This window comes from Stieleria sedimenti, from assembly GCF_025060895.1.
GTDB classification, from domain to species: domain Bacteria; phylum Planctomycetota; class Planctomycetia; order Pirellulales; family Pirellulaceae; genus Stieleria; species Stieleria sedimenti.
On sequence record NZ_JANZKV010000058.1, the window covers coordinates 1 to 16,337 of the forward strand.

The following is a 16,337-nucleotide window of genomic DNA, read 5'->3' on the forward strand; positions in this document are numbered from 1 at the left end:
AAGAACGGAGGGCTCGCGCCCTACCGCTAACAAAAACACCCCGCAAGGTGTTAGCCCGGATTATTCACGTCCGCTCATTTTATGCGGATTGATTGGGTGAATGTCTTTTTTAGTGACTTTGTTTTGGGGGCATTCTACAAGGCCCCCTTTCCCCCATACGCACTGCAGTGGACGGGACGTTGCTTTCGTCGCGCGATGGTGGCCGTTAGCCACTGGGGGAGAACCCCGCTAGAGAGCGGCTCACTTTGAATAGAAAATTTCCGTGTGGCCAGCTCGACGGAATCAGGAGACGAATGCGGCGTGTCGTGGCTTCTACGCGAGCGGCAACCTTGATCACCAGCGTCCGCCACGTCATCGCCCGACCACGACCTAGCGGGTCGACTCGACGGCGTCTGTTCTTGGCGGTCCGCTTGCGATGGTCGCTACCGGCTTCCAACGGAACACCCTCCGGATCCGGACCAACTTCTGGTGGCGGATCAGCAGCGACCGATCGAAGACGTGACAGAAGATTGCACGACAACGCATGCATCATCATGCGGAATAGGTTTGCCATGTAACGATGGTCGATTAAGCGATCTGCACTTAAGTCAACTGTCAATTCTTTATTGCGGTTTTCGCTCTCTCCTCGATCACTATATTCCTGATACGTACCATCAGGATACTGCTCGGCTCCGAGACGATTGGTGACCACGATTCGACGGTTGGTCCCCTGGATATTGGCTTCACATTTGATGACCATGTCACGTGCATGTGACCACCCCCGCGCCTTGTGCGACAGGTACATATAGTTCTTCGTCTCCTCTCCCGTTTTCTCAAACTGCTGAAGCGTCAGCTCCATCAATTTTTCGCATTTCTTCCGCATCAATTGGTTCATTTGGTAACCAATGCTGTAGGTCACGCCGGCAAGAGATTCGAGAGCTTCGTATAAGTTTGGGACCGCGAATCCCGCATCGGCACGAATACGGATTTCGAGATCCGGAAACCTCTTTCGCAGTGCATTGACCACGCGACTCAAATCATCTTCCGCAGCAAGTGATACATGAGCGGTTCCGTGCAACAGCACCGGCAAGACAATCTGATCATTTTCGGCGCAGGTAATCACACGAACTTGGTAGATGTTCTTTTTATAGAAATTGTTGAAGAAGGTGAGTTGTTGAGCACCGTGGGCGGAATCTGCAAAGGTATCGATGTCCAAAGTGATCCGAGTTGGTACCTCGTCAAACGATTCGACAAATCGATCAATGAACCAGTCTTCAAGCCTCAACAGATCGGAAGCAGTCACTGAATTCTCTACACGAGAAATGGTTGGCTGACTGGCCAAGTCATGTTCATCCGGGGCACGATCAGCGATGAGCTTAAAGACAGGATCCGTTCTCAGGGTGTCGTGGTCATTCTGGTCTTCATAGCCAGCCAAGATTCCAAAGACGCGTTGTCGAATGACGCTCAACAGTGATTGGGTGGGATCGCTACGACCGTCTTCAATCTGCTCGGCAAAACTCTCGGTCAGTTTGAGTTTCTGATCGAGTTCTCGAAAGACGATCAGTCCTCCATCGGAGCTGACTTGCTCATCGACTGACTGAACTTCGATGCTCTTTCGAGGAAAAAAATCGAACAAAGCAGGCTGTGCATCGCGTATCATGACCAAGAGCCTTTGTTGGCGTTGTAAGTTGATGTCAGATACCAACTTGAACGCATCAGAGGCTCTTTTTGTTCATTCGCGGTGAATAATCCGGGTTAGCGGAATGGCGCGAGCCGTCCGGTCGCGCTTCAAAACACCGTGAAAGTCCGGAGGGCTCGCGCCCTACCGCTACCACTTGCCAAACGCGGGCGGAAAATGCTTCACAACGTGGCGCGTCCCGGGCATGCAACTCGATTCCGTCGGCAGCCCGGCCGGGCGTATCCGCACGATCGGGAGGCTGCACCAACGCAGTGCGAGGGGGCGGCTCCGAAGCGAAGGCATTTTTTTTCCTTTTCTCGCCTTTCTCGTGGAGCGGTTGTCGTCCGGCAGGCTTGGGACGCGAATCTGGCAGCTGAAGAATAAATCGGGATTCACCGTTCGACCTTCCCCCGCTGCGCTCAACCCTCCTGCCAGGAGGGTTGCTTCGTAAACTGCACGACCTGTTGAACTGGGAGGGCGCAGGCTTTCCTAACGGCACGTCGTTTGCGGCTGTTGGGGACATCTTTGTGACGCCCACCTTGAGAGGATTCGTCCATGACGCGCGCGATCGCCTCGCACCTTCTGCTGCTGACACTGGCAATGCCGCTGACGCTGTTGCGGTGCACGAACACCTTCGGCGCCGAGCCGGCGCCGCTGCGTTGGGAGCGATCGGCGTCTTCGGTCGCGCTCGTTCGTGGCCCACAGGTCATTTGGCGATTCAATCATGGCTCCGAACTAGACGTTCCGTACTTTCACCCGTTGAGTACCAAGGGCGGGCGCGTGCTGACCTGGGATCGCCCTGCCGATCATGCCTGGCATCACGGTTTGTGGTTCTGTTGGAAATACATCAACGGTGTCAACTACTGGGAGCATGACGGGCAAACGGGCCGGCCGGCCGGGCGCACCGAGACGACTGACGTCCGGGTGGAAACTCGTGGCGATCACTCCGCGCGCCTCTCGCTTGCGTTGGCCTACCATCCCGATGGAGACGATGAAGTCGTGCTCCGCGAACGACGACGGATCGTGATTTCCGCGCCGAATGCGCACGACGAATACAGCTTGGATTGGATTTCCGAATTCACCGCCGGCAACCACCGCGTGGAATTGGATCGCACGCCGCCGAAGGAACAATCGTGGGGCGGCTATGCGGGGCTATCGGTACGTTTCGCGAAAGAGTTGAGTGATCGTCAAGCGACCAGCGAACGAGGCCCGGTCGAATTCGGTCCTGGGGACCGGCATCGCAGCCGGGCGAGGTCGATCGATTACAGCGGCAGCATCGACGGCGATCCGGTGGGGCTGGCGTTTCTGGATCACCCCGAGAATCCCCGACATCCCACGCCGTGGTACATCATCCGCAGCCCCGTGACGGGCTACATGAACGCAGCTCTGCTGAACGATGAGCCGATGACGCTCGAACCGGGGACAGGCATGACGCTGCGGTATCGAGTGATCGTGCATCCGCTTCGCTGGGATGCGGCGCGTCTGAAAACGGAACAAACAAGTTTTCTGCAATCTTCCCCTTCATTTTGAGAGTCAGAGTCCCATGGGCACGACATCGATCCGCCGTCGCGGTTTCCTCAAAGCATCTGCCGCGTCGATCGCCTCCATCGGCGTTCCAACCATCGTTCCGTCCTACGTCTTGGGCAAGCAAGCGCCCAGCAATACGTTGCGGATCGGCTGTATCGGTACCGGACGGATGGGGCATGGGGACATGAACGCCTGTTTGCGCAGTGGTTTGGACCCCCAGACCCGTGCCCATATCGTGGCCGTTTGCGACCTCGATCGTCGGCGGGTGGAACACGCAAAACAGCAGTGCGACAAAATTTATTCAGACGAATTGACCGATCGTCCCGGACCGACGATCGAAATGTTTGAGGACTATCGTGAGTTGCTTTCACGAGACGACATCGATGGCGTGACGATTTCGACACCCGACCATTGGCATGCACTCAACGCGATCGCCGCGGCGGAGTCCGGCAAGGCCATCTATTTGCAAAAGCCGTTGACCTACACGATTGCCGAAGGGCAAAAACTGGTCGCAGCAGTGAGAAAAAACAATGTCATCTTGCAGACCGGATCGCAGCAACGTTCCGATCGCAGATTTCGTCTGGCCTGTGAACTGGTTCGCAACGGACGCATCGGCAAGCTGCAGACGATCCGCGTTCAACTGCCGACCGATACCGGCACGGGAAACGACGTTGCGATGCCTGTTCCCGAGCAGTTCAACTACGACATGTGGCTCGGCCCGGCACCTCGGATGCCCTACACCGAGCATCGCGTGCATCCGCAAGCGGACTTCAGCCGGCCGGGTTGGCTGCAGATCGAATCCTATTGTCGTGGAATGATCACCGGTTGGGGCGCGCACATGTTTGACACCGCACAGTGGGGGCATGGCTCGGATGATTCCGGACCGGTCGAGATGGAGGCGAGTGGTGAATTCCCGAACCGCGGATTGTTCAACGTCCACACCGAGTTTCAGGCCGCAGGGCGTTTTGCCGACGGGGTCAAACTGTTGGCCAGTTCTGGCACACCGGCCGGTGTCACGTTCGAAGGCGAGGCCGGATCGATCTCCGTCACGCGTTCCAGTTTGACCGCCGAGCCGGGTGGCATTCTGCGAGAGCCGATCGGTGAGGATGAAGTGCATCTTTACCAAAGTGACAACCACATGCAGAACTTTCTGCAGTGCATGCGGACACACGAAGAGCCGATTTGTCCGGTCGAAGTCGGACATCGCTCGAACAGTATCTGCGTGATCACGCATCTGGCCATGAAGCTGGGGCGAAAACTTCGCTGGAACCCGGTGACCGAGCGGTTCATCGACGATCAAGCGGCCAACGACATGCTCGACTATGAACATCGTAAACCGTGGACCGTTTGACTCGCTGGAGCAAGATGAATGAGATATCTGTCTTTCGCTGGGTGGCTGACGGTCGTTGTCGCGACTGCCGCACCACCATCGGTCGAACTGCAATTGCAGGACCAGGCCAAGCAGTTGGTCGTCCGGGTCGAAGGCCAGCCGGCCCTGGCGTACCAGTTCGGCGATGAATTTGCCCTGCCGCACTTTTGGCCGCTTCGCAGTCCCTCGGGCAAACTGCTGACCGTCCAAAGACCAGATCCCTATCCGCACCACCGATCACTGTGGATTGCCGACAAAGTGCAGATGGGTGACGGTCCAGTAGTGGATTTTTACCACAGCTGGAAAAACTTGCGGCGTCCGTCGAAACCAGCCGATGGGTTTCGTCACTTCATTCGTCACCAACGCTTGAGTGCAATGAAAACGGAAGGTGCGACGGCGCTGATTGAGATCGAATTGCAGTGGATCGTCGATGACAACAGGCCCCTACTCGATGAGCATCGAAAACTGCGCCTCGTCGCCCTCGGTAACGGTGAGTACTTCTTCGATTTGACTTGGAACTTGAAGCCGCACGAGGGTGACGTCAAGTTCCTGAGCGATGGCGTGCACTACGCTTGGCCGTATGTTCGGATGCATCCCCAATTCAGCGGCGAACAGGGTGGCGTGTTGACCAATGACGAAGGGCGACGCGGGCAGGCCGGCACGAACGACCAGACGGCTCGTTGGATCGATTACTCCAACACCGTCGCGGGCGAAACCGAGGGTTTGGCCCTATTCGTCTATCCTGACGACACCCCGCCTCGCTGGCTGACGCGCGAGTACGGCACGTTCGGACCACGTCGCGCGGAAAAGTGGAGCGGAACAAAGTTCACACTCCGCGTCGGCGAGTCCTTGCACGGTCGCGTCGGGGTGTTCGTTCATCGTGGCGATGCTAAGTCGGGCCGGGTTGCGGAACATTACCGCCAATACGTCGAGGACAAACTGTGAAACTACATCGACGCGAGTTTGCGGCGGCGGTTGCGGCGGCGGCTGCCCCGGTTGTTCGATTCGCCCGTGGGCAGGAACCCGCCATCATGAAGATCGATCGCATCGAGCTGTTCCCCTTACGCTATCCGCTGACCGGCTACTTCAAGTTCTTTACCGGGCCGCACGGTTCGCTGGGGCGTGCAGCGGTCGTGATCAAGATCACCGCAGACGACGGAACGGTGGGTTGGGGGCAGAGCATTCCGATCGCCAAGTGGAGTTACGAAACGCTGGAGACGGCGACCATTGTGCTCCGCGACTATTTCACGCCGGCACTTGTTGGTCGCGATCCGACCGACATCGACGGTGCCTTGGCGGCGATGGACTCCGTGATCGCGCCGGGGTTTACCACCGGCATGCCGATCACTCGCGCCGGCGTGGACCTGGCACTCCATGACTTGACGGGCAAGGTGCGCGGCCAGTCGCTCGCGCAGATGTGGGGACGCGAACCCGGTGGGCCGATCACGCTCAGCTGGACCGTCAACGTGCAGCAACTGGCCGATGTGGATCGGGTGATGGACGAGGGCCGTCGTCGCGGTTACCGCAACTTCAACATCAAAGTGGCGCCCGATCCTGAATTTGACATCCAGTTGGCCCGACACGTGCGGGAAAACGCGCCGGAGGGGTTTCTATGGGCCGACGCCAATGGTGGCTACGACCCGGCCACCGCATTGGTCGCCGCGCCGCGGTTGGCTGATGCCGGTGTCGATGTGCTGGAGGCACCGCTGAAACCCAATCAGATCAGCGGTTATCAAAAACTCAAACAGCAAGCCGCGTTGCCGATTCTGATGGACGAAGGAGTGATCAGTCCGACCGATCTGCGCGAGTTTTACCAAGCGGGAATGTGCGATGGCGTCGCGATGAAACCGTCCCGATGCGGCGGCTTGCAATCGGCGCGGCAACAAATTGAATTCTGTCAGCAACAGGACTTGATGTGGCTGGGCAGCGGGTTGACCGATCCCGACATTTCACTGGCGGCAACCTTGGGACTCTATGGAGCCTACGGGTTGAACAAGCCAGCCGCACTCAACGGGGACCAGTTCCTTACCGCCAGCGTCCTCAAGGTGCCGTTGCGAATCGAAAAGGATCAAGCCCACGTCCCGCTCGGCCCCGGCCTTGGAATCGAAGTCGATGAACATCAGGTGATCGAACTGATGAAACGCAGCGGCGGCGACAAACTGCTGAAGTAACGATCGGCCAGGTCTAATCGTTTGCGTTCCAGCCGGGTAGCGGGGATCTTGATGCCTCGCGGATGATGTTGTCGTGGACGAGAAAGCCTGCTTCCCCGACAAAATACGAATGGGTCTGGTCGACGATCAGATTGTAGGCCTCGCTGTCCACACCGCCTTCGGTCACGTCGATTGGGGTTGAGCGGTGAATCTCGCGGAGGCGATCGCCAGGATTCAATTCCTTCGCCATCGTCCATCCTCGACCGACGACCCAGAACGGATGGCCAACCGTTGCGGTGATCTGCTCGCCACCGACCGTGATCTGCATCGTGTCGCTCGGAGGTCGAATGCTTGTTTGAAGCACCAGCCGATACGACAGCTCTCCCGTCTCGAGATCCTGGGAAAGCACCTTGTCGCCCGGCCGAATCCCTTCGATGGCTCGTTTCCCCGTTTCGGTGTGAACCAAGGTGCCCGCGGGAAAACACTCGTGGCGACGCGGTTGTGGTAATCGTATCGTGCGCCGACGATAGTCCGTGTTCGTAAAGTAGTACTCTTGTTTGTGATCGGCGACCAAGTACTCGTTGTAGTGCTTCCACCAATCCCACCACAGGCTCGGAACATCGCCGATCTCTTCACCCGTTGCGATGCGTAGGGCGCTGAAGATTCGACCATTGCGCAGCTTGGTTTGAGCGTTCTTCTGCGCCACGGCTCGTTCGGTTGCGGCAATTTTGCGACGATGCAGGGCCACTTCACGGGCAACAATTTGCCGATAGGCGCGGGTGGCGCGGAATCGGGGGTCCTGGACGGTCAAGCCCGCGTTGGTCGATTGGAGCAGGTTGATCGCGTCGTCGGGGCGCTCTTGTCGCAACCGCGTATGGCTGATGACCGTGTCGCCGATCGCGTTGAGGCTGGAAACAGCTTGAATGGGCGACTCTAATTGACTGAGATACTGCGGCGCATAGGCATGGATCGGATGTTCGGCCAACTTTCTTGCCGCAGCTTGTCTGGCGTCGGCCTCTTTCAATTCCAGCGAAAGTCGAACCAGCGCGTCGGCGGAGACTTGGGCCGGGATGCTGCCGATCGTGTCGACGAGATGATACTGCAAGTCCGTGTCAACGCGTCGTAGCAGTTTTTCCATCGCGGGCACGGCCTCGGGATCATCGATCGCGGCGAAACCCTTCCAGGCACTCGATTCGCGATCCAATGGAGCCGCGTCAAGTTCTCGCCGCAATCGACCGAGCTTTGCCCCCCAAGTTCGAAGCGCCTGTTGTGCTGCATTTAGCGACTGCTTGTAGGCGTCTATTTGTTCCTTCGTCATCAGCTGGCCACGGAATTCCCGCAGTTTCAACCGTGTCCGTGCTTCCTCATTGGTAGGATCGCTTGCGATCACGTTGCTCCAGTGCAGTTGCTCGCGATCTTCTAACTCATTGATTCGACACCAACGTGCCAGCGCGATCTCGCCGGCCATCGTTCCGGCGTATCGATCCCTTAGGAAACTGTAGTGATGAAGAAGTTCGTTGGATGCATTCAGTGATGCCGACCGCTGGACGGGCATCCATCGATCATCCTGTTTGAGAAACCCAGCCATCGATCGCGCCGTCGAGTCGTTGGGATCTTGCCGGATCGCGCTGATCAGATACAGCTCGCGCTTTTCAATGTCGCCATCCAACTCGGCCCGCAGGGCTTGTTGAACCAGCGAGCCGGAATTGAATTCACCGTCCTCAGCGAAAAGATTGCTGGGGGCACAAAACGCCAGGGCCAGTGGTAAGGCAGTGAGAAAACACGACGCCTGGAAGAGAGGATGGCAACGTCTGCGGTCCATGGGGTGGCCCCTTGCATGAGGGAACTTTGCTTGCTTCTGGAACACCGCTTGCCTGCAACATTCGCGCCACCGGAATGCTCGATGTCGAGATTCAACTTTTTGCAGTGAATTCGCACCGTCGGGCAATGGGATGCGTCACGCAGCGTGCGATCGACTCGATCACACTCGCGTCTCATCTTTATACACCATCCCGATCCCCGCGACACGCATTGGCAGCGCGTGCGTCCCCTGTCTCGGCAGGATCGCCCGGCGTGCCCCGTTGATCTCTGCCCCAACAGCGATCGATCGGTCGACCGAAAGCGTACATCCTGCAAAGTCCACCTGGACGGCACGCGTCTCACCAGGGCTGGGCGACATCAGGTGTCTGGTGAGCGGATTGGAGCGTCCGGCGACCTAGGCTTTCGCTGGATCGAATTCAAACGCGAGGAACGTTTTACATGACCTGGGAAGATGCATTGATGCCGTCGATGATCGCGGTCTCGTGTTCGCTGTTGGCCAAATTCATCGAAGTCAGGCTACGCAAGCATCGGGCGTTCGCCGATTCGGGTGAACCCGAGCGCGACGATCCCGAATGATAAAATGAATTGAAGGTAACCGTTCCATCTGCCCAGGTTTGCCCTGCTCGCTGGGGCGACCGGCGGGTACGAGCCGTTGGTGTCTAGGCTTCAGCCGATGCTCGTTCAGCTGTGCGGGCGCCGAAGGCTTCGTGGAAGAGCGCCTGAAGGCTGCACACCAACGGTTCGGACGCCATGCCTGTGACTGCCGGGGAGCCTGCCGGAGATTGGCAAAGGGCTTTGGCTGAACAGACAAGCTGTCGGTTGAGGGTTGACCGAGCGTCTCGTTCCCGGCTTACCTCGCTTAGGCTCGGACGCGGTCACTTACGCCCTTCTTGATAACGAACTCGGCCTCCTGCCTCGTCTGTTCTGATCGGGCTCCGCCCTCGGCGTCGGTGCTGCTCGCTCGCGCTCGGCCCTACCCTCATCCTTCGGTCGCTTCCAATCACCTCCGTCAACCGTCGGCTCCGCTCGGTCGATCCCTCCCTCACTCCGGTCGCCGAACGATGGCCCGCTCGGTCTTCCCAACTTCCAACTCTTCTCTTTCAACTTGGAGCATGGAACTTGGAACCTGAAACTGTACTCCCGCTTCCTGCCATCGTTCTCCGACTGACATCCTGTCCCCGACGGGTTTCAGTCGACGGGCATCCTACCCGCCGTGCCTTCGGCGTTCTTACCGCGAGAAGGTGCGCGGTCGGTCGTGTGGCAAGACCAAGTGGCCTCCCATTGCGGCGGAAGTCGACTCGGTCCTGTGGTCACGTCAATCGTCCGCCGCTGATTTGCGGGATTCAACCCCCGTCCCCTTTGATTTATCCGTGGATTGCGGCTGAGGTTTCTAGCTGCGCTCACGAAGCTGATGTTTCAACGCGACTTCCATCGCCGCAAGTTCCTCCGATGAACGCATTCGCAGGTCTTCGATCGTTGATTCTGCAACGCCCGCAAGCGATTGAAGCACTCTCACCCGGCCAATTGCCTCACCACGTTCCTCAGCCGCTTCCAGACGCGCCTTTTCATCACGCTGCATTTTCAAGCGTGATTCGTAGAATCGCTTTTCTTCGGGATTTCGGGCAATCATCTCCAATACTCCTACTGCTTCGAAAAAGACCGGATCGGGTAGTTGTTGCCGCAGATCTTCGGCACTCGACGTTGCAGCGAATCGGAAAAAGTGAATCCACTGAAGGATCGGGGCGGCGATGACGCCATTATCCGCATCGGGATCGTACTTCGGCAACTCTAAAAGGTGGATTTGCAGGCAATCTGTCAGCAATTCACCGCTCGGAGATCGAAGTTGGAAGTCGAGATGCAGGGCGGACGATTCGCGGAACCGGATCGCATCAAGGATGCAGATTCCGATCGAGGGACGCAATTCCCGGTAGCTGTCTCCCTCACCGAGTTGTTCAACCAACTGGCTGGCAGCGTAATAGGTCAGTCGCTCGGAGAGCCCTGCGGGCAGCGTCGTCTGAATTTCAATGTCGATGAACCGCCCGTGATCATCGGTCGCCAAGACATCGAGAATCGAAGCTTTGTCATCGTCAAAGCTTTTGCCGATGATTGGGTTCAGGATCTGCACGGTGGTGATCGGCGGTTCTCCACCCAAGACCGCATTGAGAAAATGAAGCGTAATCGCCGGATGATCAGGACTTCCTAAAAGTCGCTTGCACGCAAAGTCGACCGTCGGATCAATGCCGATCGCCATTTTGGACCGTCCACTTTCGAAGTAGAAGCGAGCAAAAATCTTTCCTGATGATGAATTGAGGGAGCCGTTTTGGCAACCCACGACTTTTGATCATCTCTCCCCTCGGCGTCGGTGCTGCTCGCTCGCGCTCGGCGCTACCCTCATCCTTCGGTCGCTGTCACCACCTCCGCGGGCCGTCGGCTCCGCTCGGTCGATCCCTCCCTCACTCCGGTCGCCGAACGATGGCCCGCTCGGTCTTCCCAACTTCCAACTCTTCTCTTTCAACTTGGAACTTGGAACTTGAAACATGGAACCGCTCCCCCGCTTCCTGCCATCGTTCTCCGACTGACATCCTGTCCCCGACGGGTTTCAGTCGACGGGCATCCTACCCGCCGTGCCTTCGGCGTTCTTTGTGCGTCCGGATGCGCGGTCAGTCGTTTGGCAAGACCAAGCGGCCTCCCTTGCGGCGGAAGTCGACTCGGTCCTGTGATCACATCAATCGTCCGCCGCGAGCCAATCAGCAGAAACCGCCTAGCTACCTATCCTGCCGATTCGCTCTTGACACTTTGTTTCATTCCAATGATCGTCGAAAGTCTTGAAATATTTCGACGACTTCTTGAACTCCGTCAGCATAATCTTCATAAAATCCCCGCGCAGACAGTGCAGGCACGAGATACACATACTCACCATCACCGTAGTCCCGAAAAACCCATTCTTCCGGCGGGCTCACGTCTTCATCAAGGAAATAGTTTTTTGGATAGAGAACAGGATCGCCTGACTCGTCGATAATTCTGTAGTGCGTATCATCGATTCCTATCAGGTGGTAATCATGTCCCTGCACCAAAGATGGTGTATTAGTGAATTTGGAAACGACTGATGTGATCTTTCGAAACATGTTAGTTTGCATCCCACTAAAACGGATCCGGTGCTCCCGCCGGTTTCTTACCTCTTCTTCCAATGCCGTGATGCTCGTACCAATGCCACTCGCGACCACAGCTATCCCATCCCTTCTTCTTTTTCCACCCCTTTTTCGTCCCGCCAAATTTCGCAACCAATTCGTTAATCTTTCTGATTTCCGAACCCTTCGCAATTAGCTTGGAATTCGAGAGCATCTCTTTGGTGAATGTCTTGCAAACTCCCTTAGCTGGCCCTCCACCACACGGACCGATGCCCATTTTGATTGGAACCTTTGTCCCGTCTGGAAGCACGACGTCATGTCCCCAGTCGAATCCAAATATATCCATGAAGGCATCTTGAAAAGCGGCATAGTAGGGGTCTCGCATTGATGGAGGAGTCCCTGGCACAATAACCGGTCTTGTTTCTTTTCCGAATGGATCCAAGTTAATCAAGACGAATCCACCAAGAAATTCATACAAGTTCCACGGGCTGCCTTCATGCCCAATTGGATCTCTGGAGTAAAACCGGCCCGTGATCGAGTCGTACATCCGGGCGCGGTAGTGGTACAGGTCGAGAACGTCGTCGTACTCACGGCCCGTGTAGGTGTAGCGGTTGCCTTCTGCCGTCGCCGTCCGTGCAGTTCCCGCAGCGTCGAAGATCGACAGACCGCCGTACGCATCGTAAGCGTAACGCTCCTTGATCGTTCCGCTCGAATCGGTCAGTGCGTTGACGCTGTACTGTTGGGTGCCGTGATAGCGAAACGCCAACTTGATTGATGATGCGTCACTTTCAGTACGTGATTTGCCGCGTATGCAAGGTGATGGGCTGACCGCTTTGCAGCTACGGATTCGTTTTGAATCGGCGCACGACTTAACGCCTCCCGCGCGGGGGCGCGCGAGACGGCGTTGAAGGGTGCGACGACGGGATGATGGCTTGCAGAGCATCCCGCCATTGTAACTGATGGGCAGGCTATTCGGTGTCGCTTTGGGGTGGGCGGTCCTTTGCGCCCGGATGCGTTTTGTCGTGGACTTCTCGCAGGCGTTTGATCGAGACGTGCGTGTAGATCTGGGTCGTGTTGAGTTGCTCGTGACCCAAGAGCGTTTGGATCGAGCGCAGGTCCGCGCCGCCTTCGAGCATCAACGTCGCCGTGGTGTGGCGGAGCATGTGGCAACTGCCTGGCTTGGTTATCCCCGCCGCAGTCAAATAGCTCCTGACCAGTTGGCTGAGCGTGACAGGATGGAACGCGTTGCCACGGGAAGTTAGGAAGATGACTTGCGTGTCTTCATCGAGTAGTGCGGGGCGACCGTCGTGAAGATATTTCATCAGCCATCCAAGGGCTCGCTTGCCGGTCGGCACGACTCGATCCTTGCGTCCTTTGCCTTGACGGATCATCGCTAGACCGGACTCGTGGTTGATGTCGTCAAGCTTCAACGCGATCAACTCTGCGCGTCGCATGCCGGTGGCATAGAACAGTTCCAGCAGCGCGCGATCGCGAAGGCCGGTTGGCGTTGTGAGATCGACTGAACTGAGTAGCGTTTCGATTTCATCGATGGTCAAGTGCGATGATGGAAGACGCTGTTCTTCCTTGGGGAGTTCGATGCCGGTTGATGGATCGCTGTCGATCCAACCTTGTTCGCTCAGCCATGCGAGCCAGTGACCAACCGTTGAGAGGTAGGAAGCTTGAGTACAGAACTTGAGCGGTTTACCGGTGCGTTCGTTGCGGTAGTGATAGAGCCATCGCCGGTAAGCAGCAAGTGACTCGGCAGTGATCTCGGTGACGGACTCGATGCCGCGTTCGCTTGACCAGGTGATGAACTTGTTCAAGACGTAGTCGCGGCGCGAGATCGTCGTGGCTGACCAGTTATTCATCTTGAGGTGGTTGAAGTAACGCGACAGTAGGACGGTGGGAGCGGGAAGGTTTGACATGGATTTGCATCCTGGGGTTGTGATCAGCGCGTACCGGTAGCCGGGCGTGCTCGATCAGGGTGAAGGCGGCCGGGTGAACGTCACTCGGCCGAAGAAGACGGCATCACCGATCACGGCGATGCAGCTATGGCAAGGCTTTCAATGAGGGGGCCTTGCAAGGTTTTGGCATCGGTTTTGATGCCAGAGCGGTCAAGTCATTGCAAGGCAACGACTTGTTGGATGTGTGAGCTGGGGTGAAGCGACCGCAGAGCGGCGACAGAGCCGGGGCCGAGCTCACTTGCTCAGGGGGTTGAGGTTTCGACCAAGGGGGTCGAGGTTTTGGTTGTAGTTGCAGGTGTCTTGAGTTTCGCCGGATCGATCAGTCCCATCAGGAACGGTTGGCCTTCGCGGCCCTCCCCACCGTAAAGCAGTTCGTAGACGTAGCGTTGGCCGTTGCGACCACGGTGAACGAGCACGTATTCCAGATCGACAAGCCGACCAAGATGCTTTTGGATTTGCGAATCGCTCCAGTGGATCGCTTCCCTGACATCGCGGCGGGTGAACCGGAATGCGTCCCGCGGAAGCCCGATCGATCGTGAGTTCGAGTCGACGAAGTCATGCAGTCTGCCGAGTAAGTTTCGCGTCTGTGGCGCGAGTTCATCCAGACTGCGTCCGAGGACTTCACCCGCGATGCCGTTGGCGATCGCGATATCACCGGGCTCGACGTTGATGAACTCGGTCGAGATGTCGCCTTGTTGTGCCGAATGAATCGTCCGCTGATGCTGGTGCAGGAACGCGATGGTGTTGATCAGCGTCAGATACTTGATGTGATCGCGCCGCATGCGTGTTTTGTGATTGGGGAACGTCAGCTGCGTCGCAAACGGGTTGAACACTTCGACGGGCTGCAACAACCGCTGCGCGTTTTGGTGAAGGCGTTTCAACTGACCGGCAAGATAACCATGTTCGGTGAAGTCATGCGTGAACGATTCACGTTGTTTCGATTGGATTGCATCAGTCTGTGAATCGGATTCATCAACGGTCAGGATCAGGCATCGATTGATCAGTTCTTCATCGATGTCGAGGGCGGTTGTGGTGAGGAAGATCTGCGTGGGGCCTTCGACGTGATGTTCTTGGGTTTGGCTGCGGCCGTCTTCGCCCCGGCCGACGGTGGCATGACGCAGTTCGCCTTCGCTTTGAAGCAGCTTCAATGCGTAGCTTGCTTGACGGATGCCTTCGTCTTCGGCGATCGCCAGGATCTTGTGACGGATCGAATCGCTGTCGAGGTAAAACAACGACTGACCGGTCATGCCGCTGAAGCGGTTGACATCCTCGGATGGCATCATCGAGAGGACGGCGTCCATCAGCGATGTTTTGCCAGCACTGGATGACGATTGGATCACAATGGCCAGTGGCTTGGCAAGCTTGCGACTGGTCGCGGCCAGGTAACCGGCGAGCTTGTTGGTGGACTCGCCAACGATGCCGCAAGCGTCCATGTCGGCGACGATGCGTTCGAGAAGATTGGGAGAGCGAAGCAGAGCCAACGCTTCGCGTTGCTCTTCGTCGCTGAGCTTGACTTCGATGCGCGCCGGTTGTTTCAGCGCCGCGATGCGATCGGACTGCAACGCTTCGAGTTTGAGCAGCAACGTGCCGATGTCCTTTTTGATGATGTCGGCATCGGTGTAGAGTTCCGTTGCCGTAGCCTTGATGAACGAGGTTCGTGAGCGTGCCTTCACAAGATCAAGCGTGTCCATGTGAACGAGGTCGTCACGCGAAGCCATCAGGTTGACTTTGAGTGTCAGCGTTGACTTGTTCTTCTCAAGACCACGGATTCGGTAGCGTCGATCATCGCGGATGAAGATGATTTGATTGTCTTCGAGGATCAGTTCGTTGTCGGACGTCGTCGCAGGACTCGCCGAGAGTTCTGATGTCGCGGTTGTCTGTGGCTTGTTGTCGGAAGCCTTGGCGGCATCCGCTATGGGTTCGGGGATTGTTGTTTCCGATTGCCCAACGATGATGACATCTTCGCCGCTTGCGTGCGCGTCGATCTTGTAGCCTCGCAGACCGATGATGTTGCCGTCGTTGTCAATGATCGGAACAGTGACACGGCCACGCATTGTTTCGCGTCCGTTGGCTTTGTAGAGGCCGGCTTCGACGAGTGCGTCACGGACTTCGCGGCCGCGCTTGATGCGGCGCTGTGGGATCTGCTTGCCAAGTGTTCGATCAGCAAAACCGATTTGTTGCTCGGTTGCTTGTTCGTTGGTCAGGTGCAGTTCATCGTTGACGTACGCCATGGCTCGCTCGCATTCCTTCAAGCATGAAGCGTAGAATTCGGCGATGGCCTTGATGGGGTTATCGAGGATCGCGTTGAGGAAGTCATCGTTCATCGTGTTGGCTCCGTTGGATGCGCGCAGACCGGTGGCCCGGCCCTTGCTCCGTTACTTGTTTTTGGGAAAGATCGCGGGGAGAGGTGTCGGCGGTTTGCCGATCGGGTCCGCGGAAGCTGCGCACCTGTCGGCTGTCGTTGGCGGTCGAGAGCCTTGAAGGTGCAGAGGCGAAACGTGGTTCAACGCCTCACGGATCGGCCGGCCCTCCATGACGCGACAGCTTCCGCTCACTGTCAAGCGACGGAATCAGCCAACCGCCGCGAAAGTAGAAAACCGCTTCGCCATCAATCGTTAAAGTTAACGCACTTGGTGTTAACGATCGCACGTGGCCGTTTTTCGCCTCTCGCCTTCTCTCGGACTGCCACCGGAGGGTCACGGGTGACGGCGTCAGTCCGGC

12 protein-coding genes are annotated in these 16,337 nt (G+C 57.3%); 5 read left to right on the forward strand and 7 right to left on the reverse strand.

Features of this window, described 5'->3' with window-relative positions; genetic code table 11:
- Nucleotides 1-205: 205 nt before the first annotated feature.
- Nucleotides 206-1,639 carry an IS1380 family transposase gene (locus NZK35_RS09055; protein WP_259632211.1) on the reverse strand — a complete coding sequence of 478 codons (1,434 nt, stop codon included), beginning with the start codon at nucleotides 1,637-1,639 and terminating at the stop codon, nucleotides 206-208.
- A gap of 573 nt (nucleotides 1,640-2,212) precedes the next feature.
- On the opposite strand from NZK35_RS09055, the gene NZK35_RS09060 reads away from it, so the two are divergent.
- Genes NZK35_RS09060 through NZK35_RS09075 form a run of 4 tightly spaced genes read left to right on the forward strand, consistent with a single transcriptional unit; the run spans nucleotide 2,213 to nucleotide 6,724 of the window.
- Nucleotides 2,213-3,187: a DUF6807 domain-containing protein gene (locus NZK35_RS09060; protein WP_259632212.1), complete on the forward strand. Its 975-nt coding sequence runs from the start codon at nucleotides 2,213-2,215 to the stop codon at nucleotides 3,185-3,187.
- Nucleotides 3,188-3,200: 13 nt separating this feature from the next.
- Nucleotides 3,201-4,535, forward strand: coding sequence for a Gfo/Idh/MocA family protein (locus tag NZK35_RS09065; protein WP_259632213.1), 1,335 nt, complete (start codon nucleotides 3,201-3,203; stop codon nucleotides 4,533-4,535).
- A gap of 18 nt (nucleotides 4,536-4,553) precedes the next feature.
- On the forward strand, nucleotides 4,554-5,498 hold the full coding sequence (locus NZK35_RS09070) for a PmoA family protein (protein ID WP_259632214.1): 945 nt from the start codon (nucleotides 4,554-4,556) through the stop codon (nucleotides 5,496-5,498).
- Nucleotides 5,495-6,724 (forward strand): mandelate racemase/muconate lactonizing enzyme family protein, encoded by a 1,230-nt coding sequence (locus NZK35_RS09075; RefSeq protein ID WP_259632215.1) that lies wholly within the window; start codon nucleotides 5,495-5,497, stop codon nucleotides 6,722-6,724. The genes NZK35_RS09070 and NZK35_RS09075 overlap by 4 nt, the downstream gene beginning before the upstream one ends.
- Before the next feature lie 13 nt (nucleotides 6,725-6,737).
- Here the strand turns inward: NZK35_RS09075 and NZK35_RS09080 are convergent, their stop codons facing one another.
- A complete protein-coding gene (locus tag NZK35_RS09080) occupies nucleotides 6,738-8,525 on the reverse strand; it encodes a polymorphic toxin-type HINT domain-containing protein (RefSeq protein ID WP_259632216.1) in 1,788 nt (595 codons plus the stop codon).
- A gap of 437 nt (nucleotides 8,526-8,962) precedes the next feature.
- On the opposite strand from NZK35_RS09080, the gene NZK35_RS09085 reads away from it, so the two are divergent.
- Complete coding sequence (locus tag NZK35_RS09085) at nucleotides 8,963-9,100, forward strand: hypothetical protein (RefSeq protein WP_259632217.1); 138 nt, start codon at nucleotides 8,963-8,965, stop codon at nucleotides 9,098-9,100.
- A gap of 814 nt (nucleotides 9,101-9,914) precedes the next feature.
- Here NZK35_RS09085 and NZK35_RS09090 read toward each other — a convergent pair.
- From NZK35_RS09090 to NZK35_RS09110, 5 genes are all read right to left on the reverse strand, one after another.
- Nucleotides 9,915-10,775, reverse strand: a complete 861-nt coding sequence (locus NZK35_RS09090; protein ID WP_259632218.1) for an Rpn family recombination-promoting nuclease/putative transposase — start codon at nucleotides 10,773-10,775, stop codon at nucleotides 9,915-9,917.
- Between the two features lie 550 nt (nucleotides 10,776-11,325).
- Entirely contained in the window at nucleotides 11,326-11,649 is a 324-nt protein-coding gene (locus NZK35_RS09095; RefSeq protein WP_259632219.1) for a hypothetical protein, read from the reverse strand.
- A 16-nt stretch (nucleotides 11,650-11,665) separates the two neighbouring features.
- A complete protein-coding gene (locus tag NZK35_RS09100) occupies nucleotides 11,666-12,418 on the reverse strand; it encodes an RHS repeat domain-containing protein (RefSeq protein WP_259632220.1) in 753 nt (250 codons plus the stop codon).
- A 202-nt stretch (nucleotides 12,419-12,620) separates the two neighbouring features.
- Nucleotides 12,621-13,577: a tyrosine-type recombinase/integrase gene (locus NZK35_RS09105; RefSeq protein WP_259632221.1), complete on the reverse strand. Its 957-nt coding sequence runs from the start codon at nucleotides 13,575-13,577 to the stop codon at nucleotides 12,621-12,623.
- Nucleotides 13,578-13,858: 281 nt separating this feature from the next.
- Nucleotides 13,859-15,940, reverse strand: coding sequence for a hypothetical protein (locus tag NZK35_RS09110; RefSeq protein ID WP_259632222.1), 2,082 nt, complete (start codon nucleotides 15,938-15,940; stop codon nucleotides 13,859-13,861).
- Between the last annotated feature and the right edge of the window lie 397 nt (nucleotides 15,941-16,337).

Bases quoted from the DNA above. Each gene is read 5' to 3' on its own strand.
- NZK35_RS09105 (WP_259632221.1), bottom strand. From the start codon at position 13,577: ATGTCAAACCTTCCCGCTCCCACCGTCCTACTGTCGCGTTACTTCAAC.
- NZK35_RS09060 (WP_259632212.1), top strand. From the start codon at position 2,213: ATGACGCGCGCGATCGCCTCGCACCTTCTGCTGCTGACACTGGCAATG.
- NZK35_RS09090 (WP_259632218.1), bottom strand. From the start codon at position 10,775: ATGGCGATCGGCATTGATCCGACGGTCGACTTTGCGTGCAAGCGACTT.
- NZK35_RS09065 (WP_259632213.1), top strand. From the start codon at position 3,201: ATGGGCACGACATCGATCCGCCGTCGCGGTTTCCTCAAAGCATCTGCC.
- NZK35_RS09095 (WP_259632219.1), bottom strand. From the start codon at position 11,649: ATGTTTCGAAAGATCACATCAGTCGTTTCCAAATTCACTAATACACCA.
- NZK35_RS09080 (WP_259632216.1), bottom strand. From the start codon at position 8,525: ATGGACCGCAGACGTTGCCATCCTCTCTTCCAGGCGTCGTGTTTTCTC.
- NZK35_RS09055 (WP_259632211.1), bottom strand. From the start codon at position 1,639: ATGATACGCGATGCACAGCCTGCTTTGTTCGATTTTTTTCCTCGAAAG.
- NZK35_RS09085 (WP_259632217.1), top strand. From the start codon at position 8,963: ATGACCTGGGAAGATGCATTGATGCCGTCGATGATCGCGGTCTCGTGT.
- NZK35_RS09070 (WP_259632214.1), top strand. From the start codon at position 4,554: ATGAGATATCTGTCTTTCGCTGGGTGGCTGACGGTCGTTGTCGCGACT.
- NZK35_RS09110 (WP_259632222.1), bottom strand. From the start codon at position 15,940: ATGAACGATGACTTCCTCAACGCGATCCTCGATAACCCCATCAAGGCC.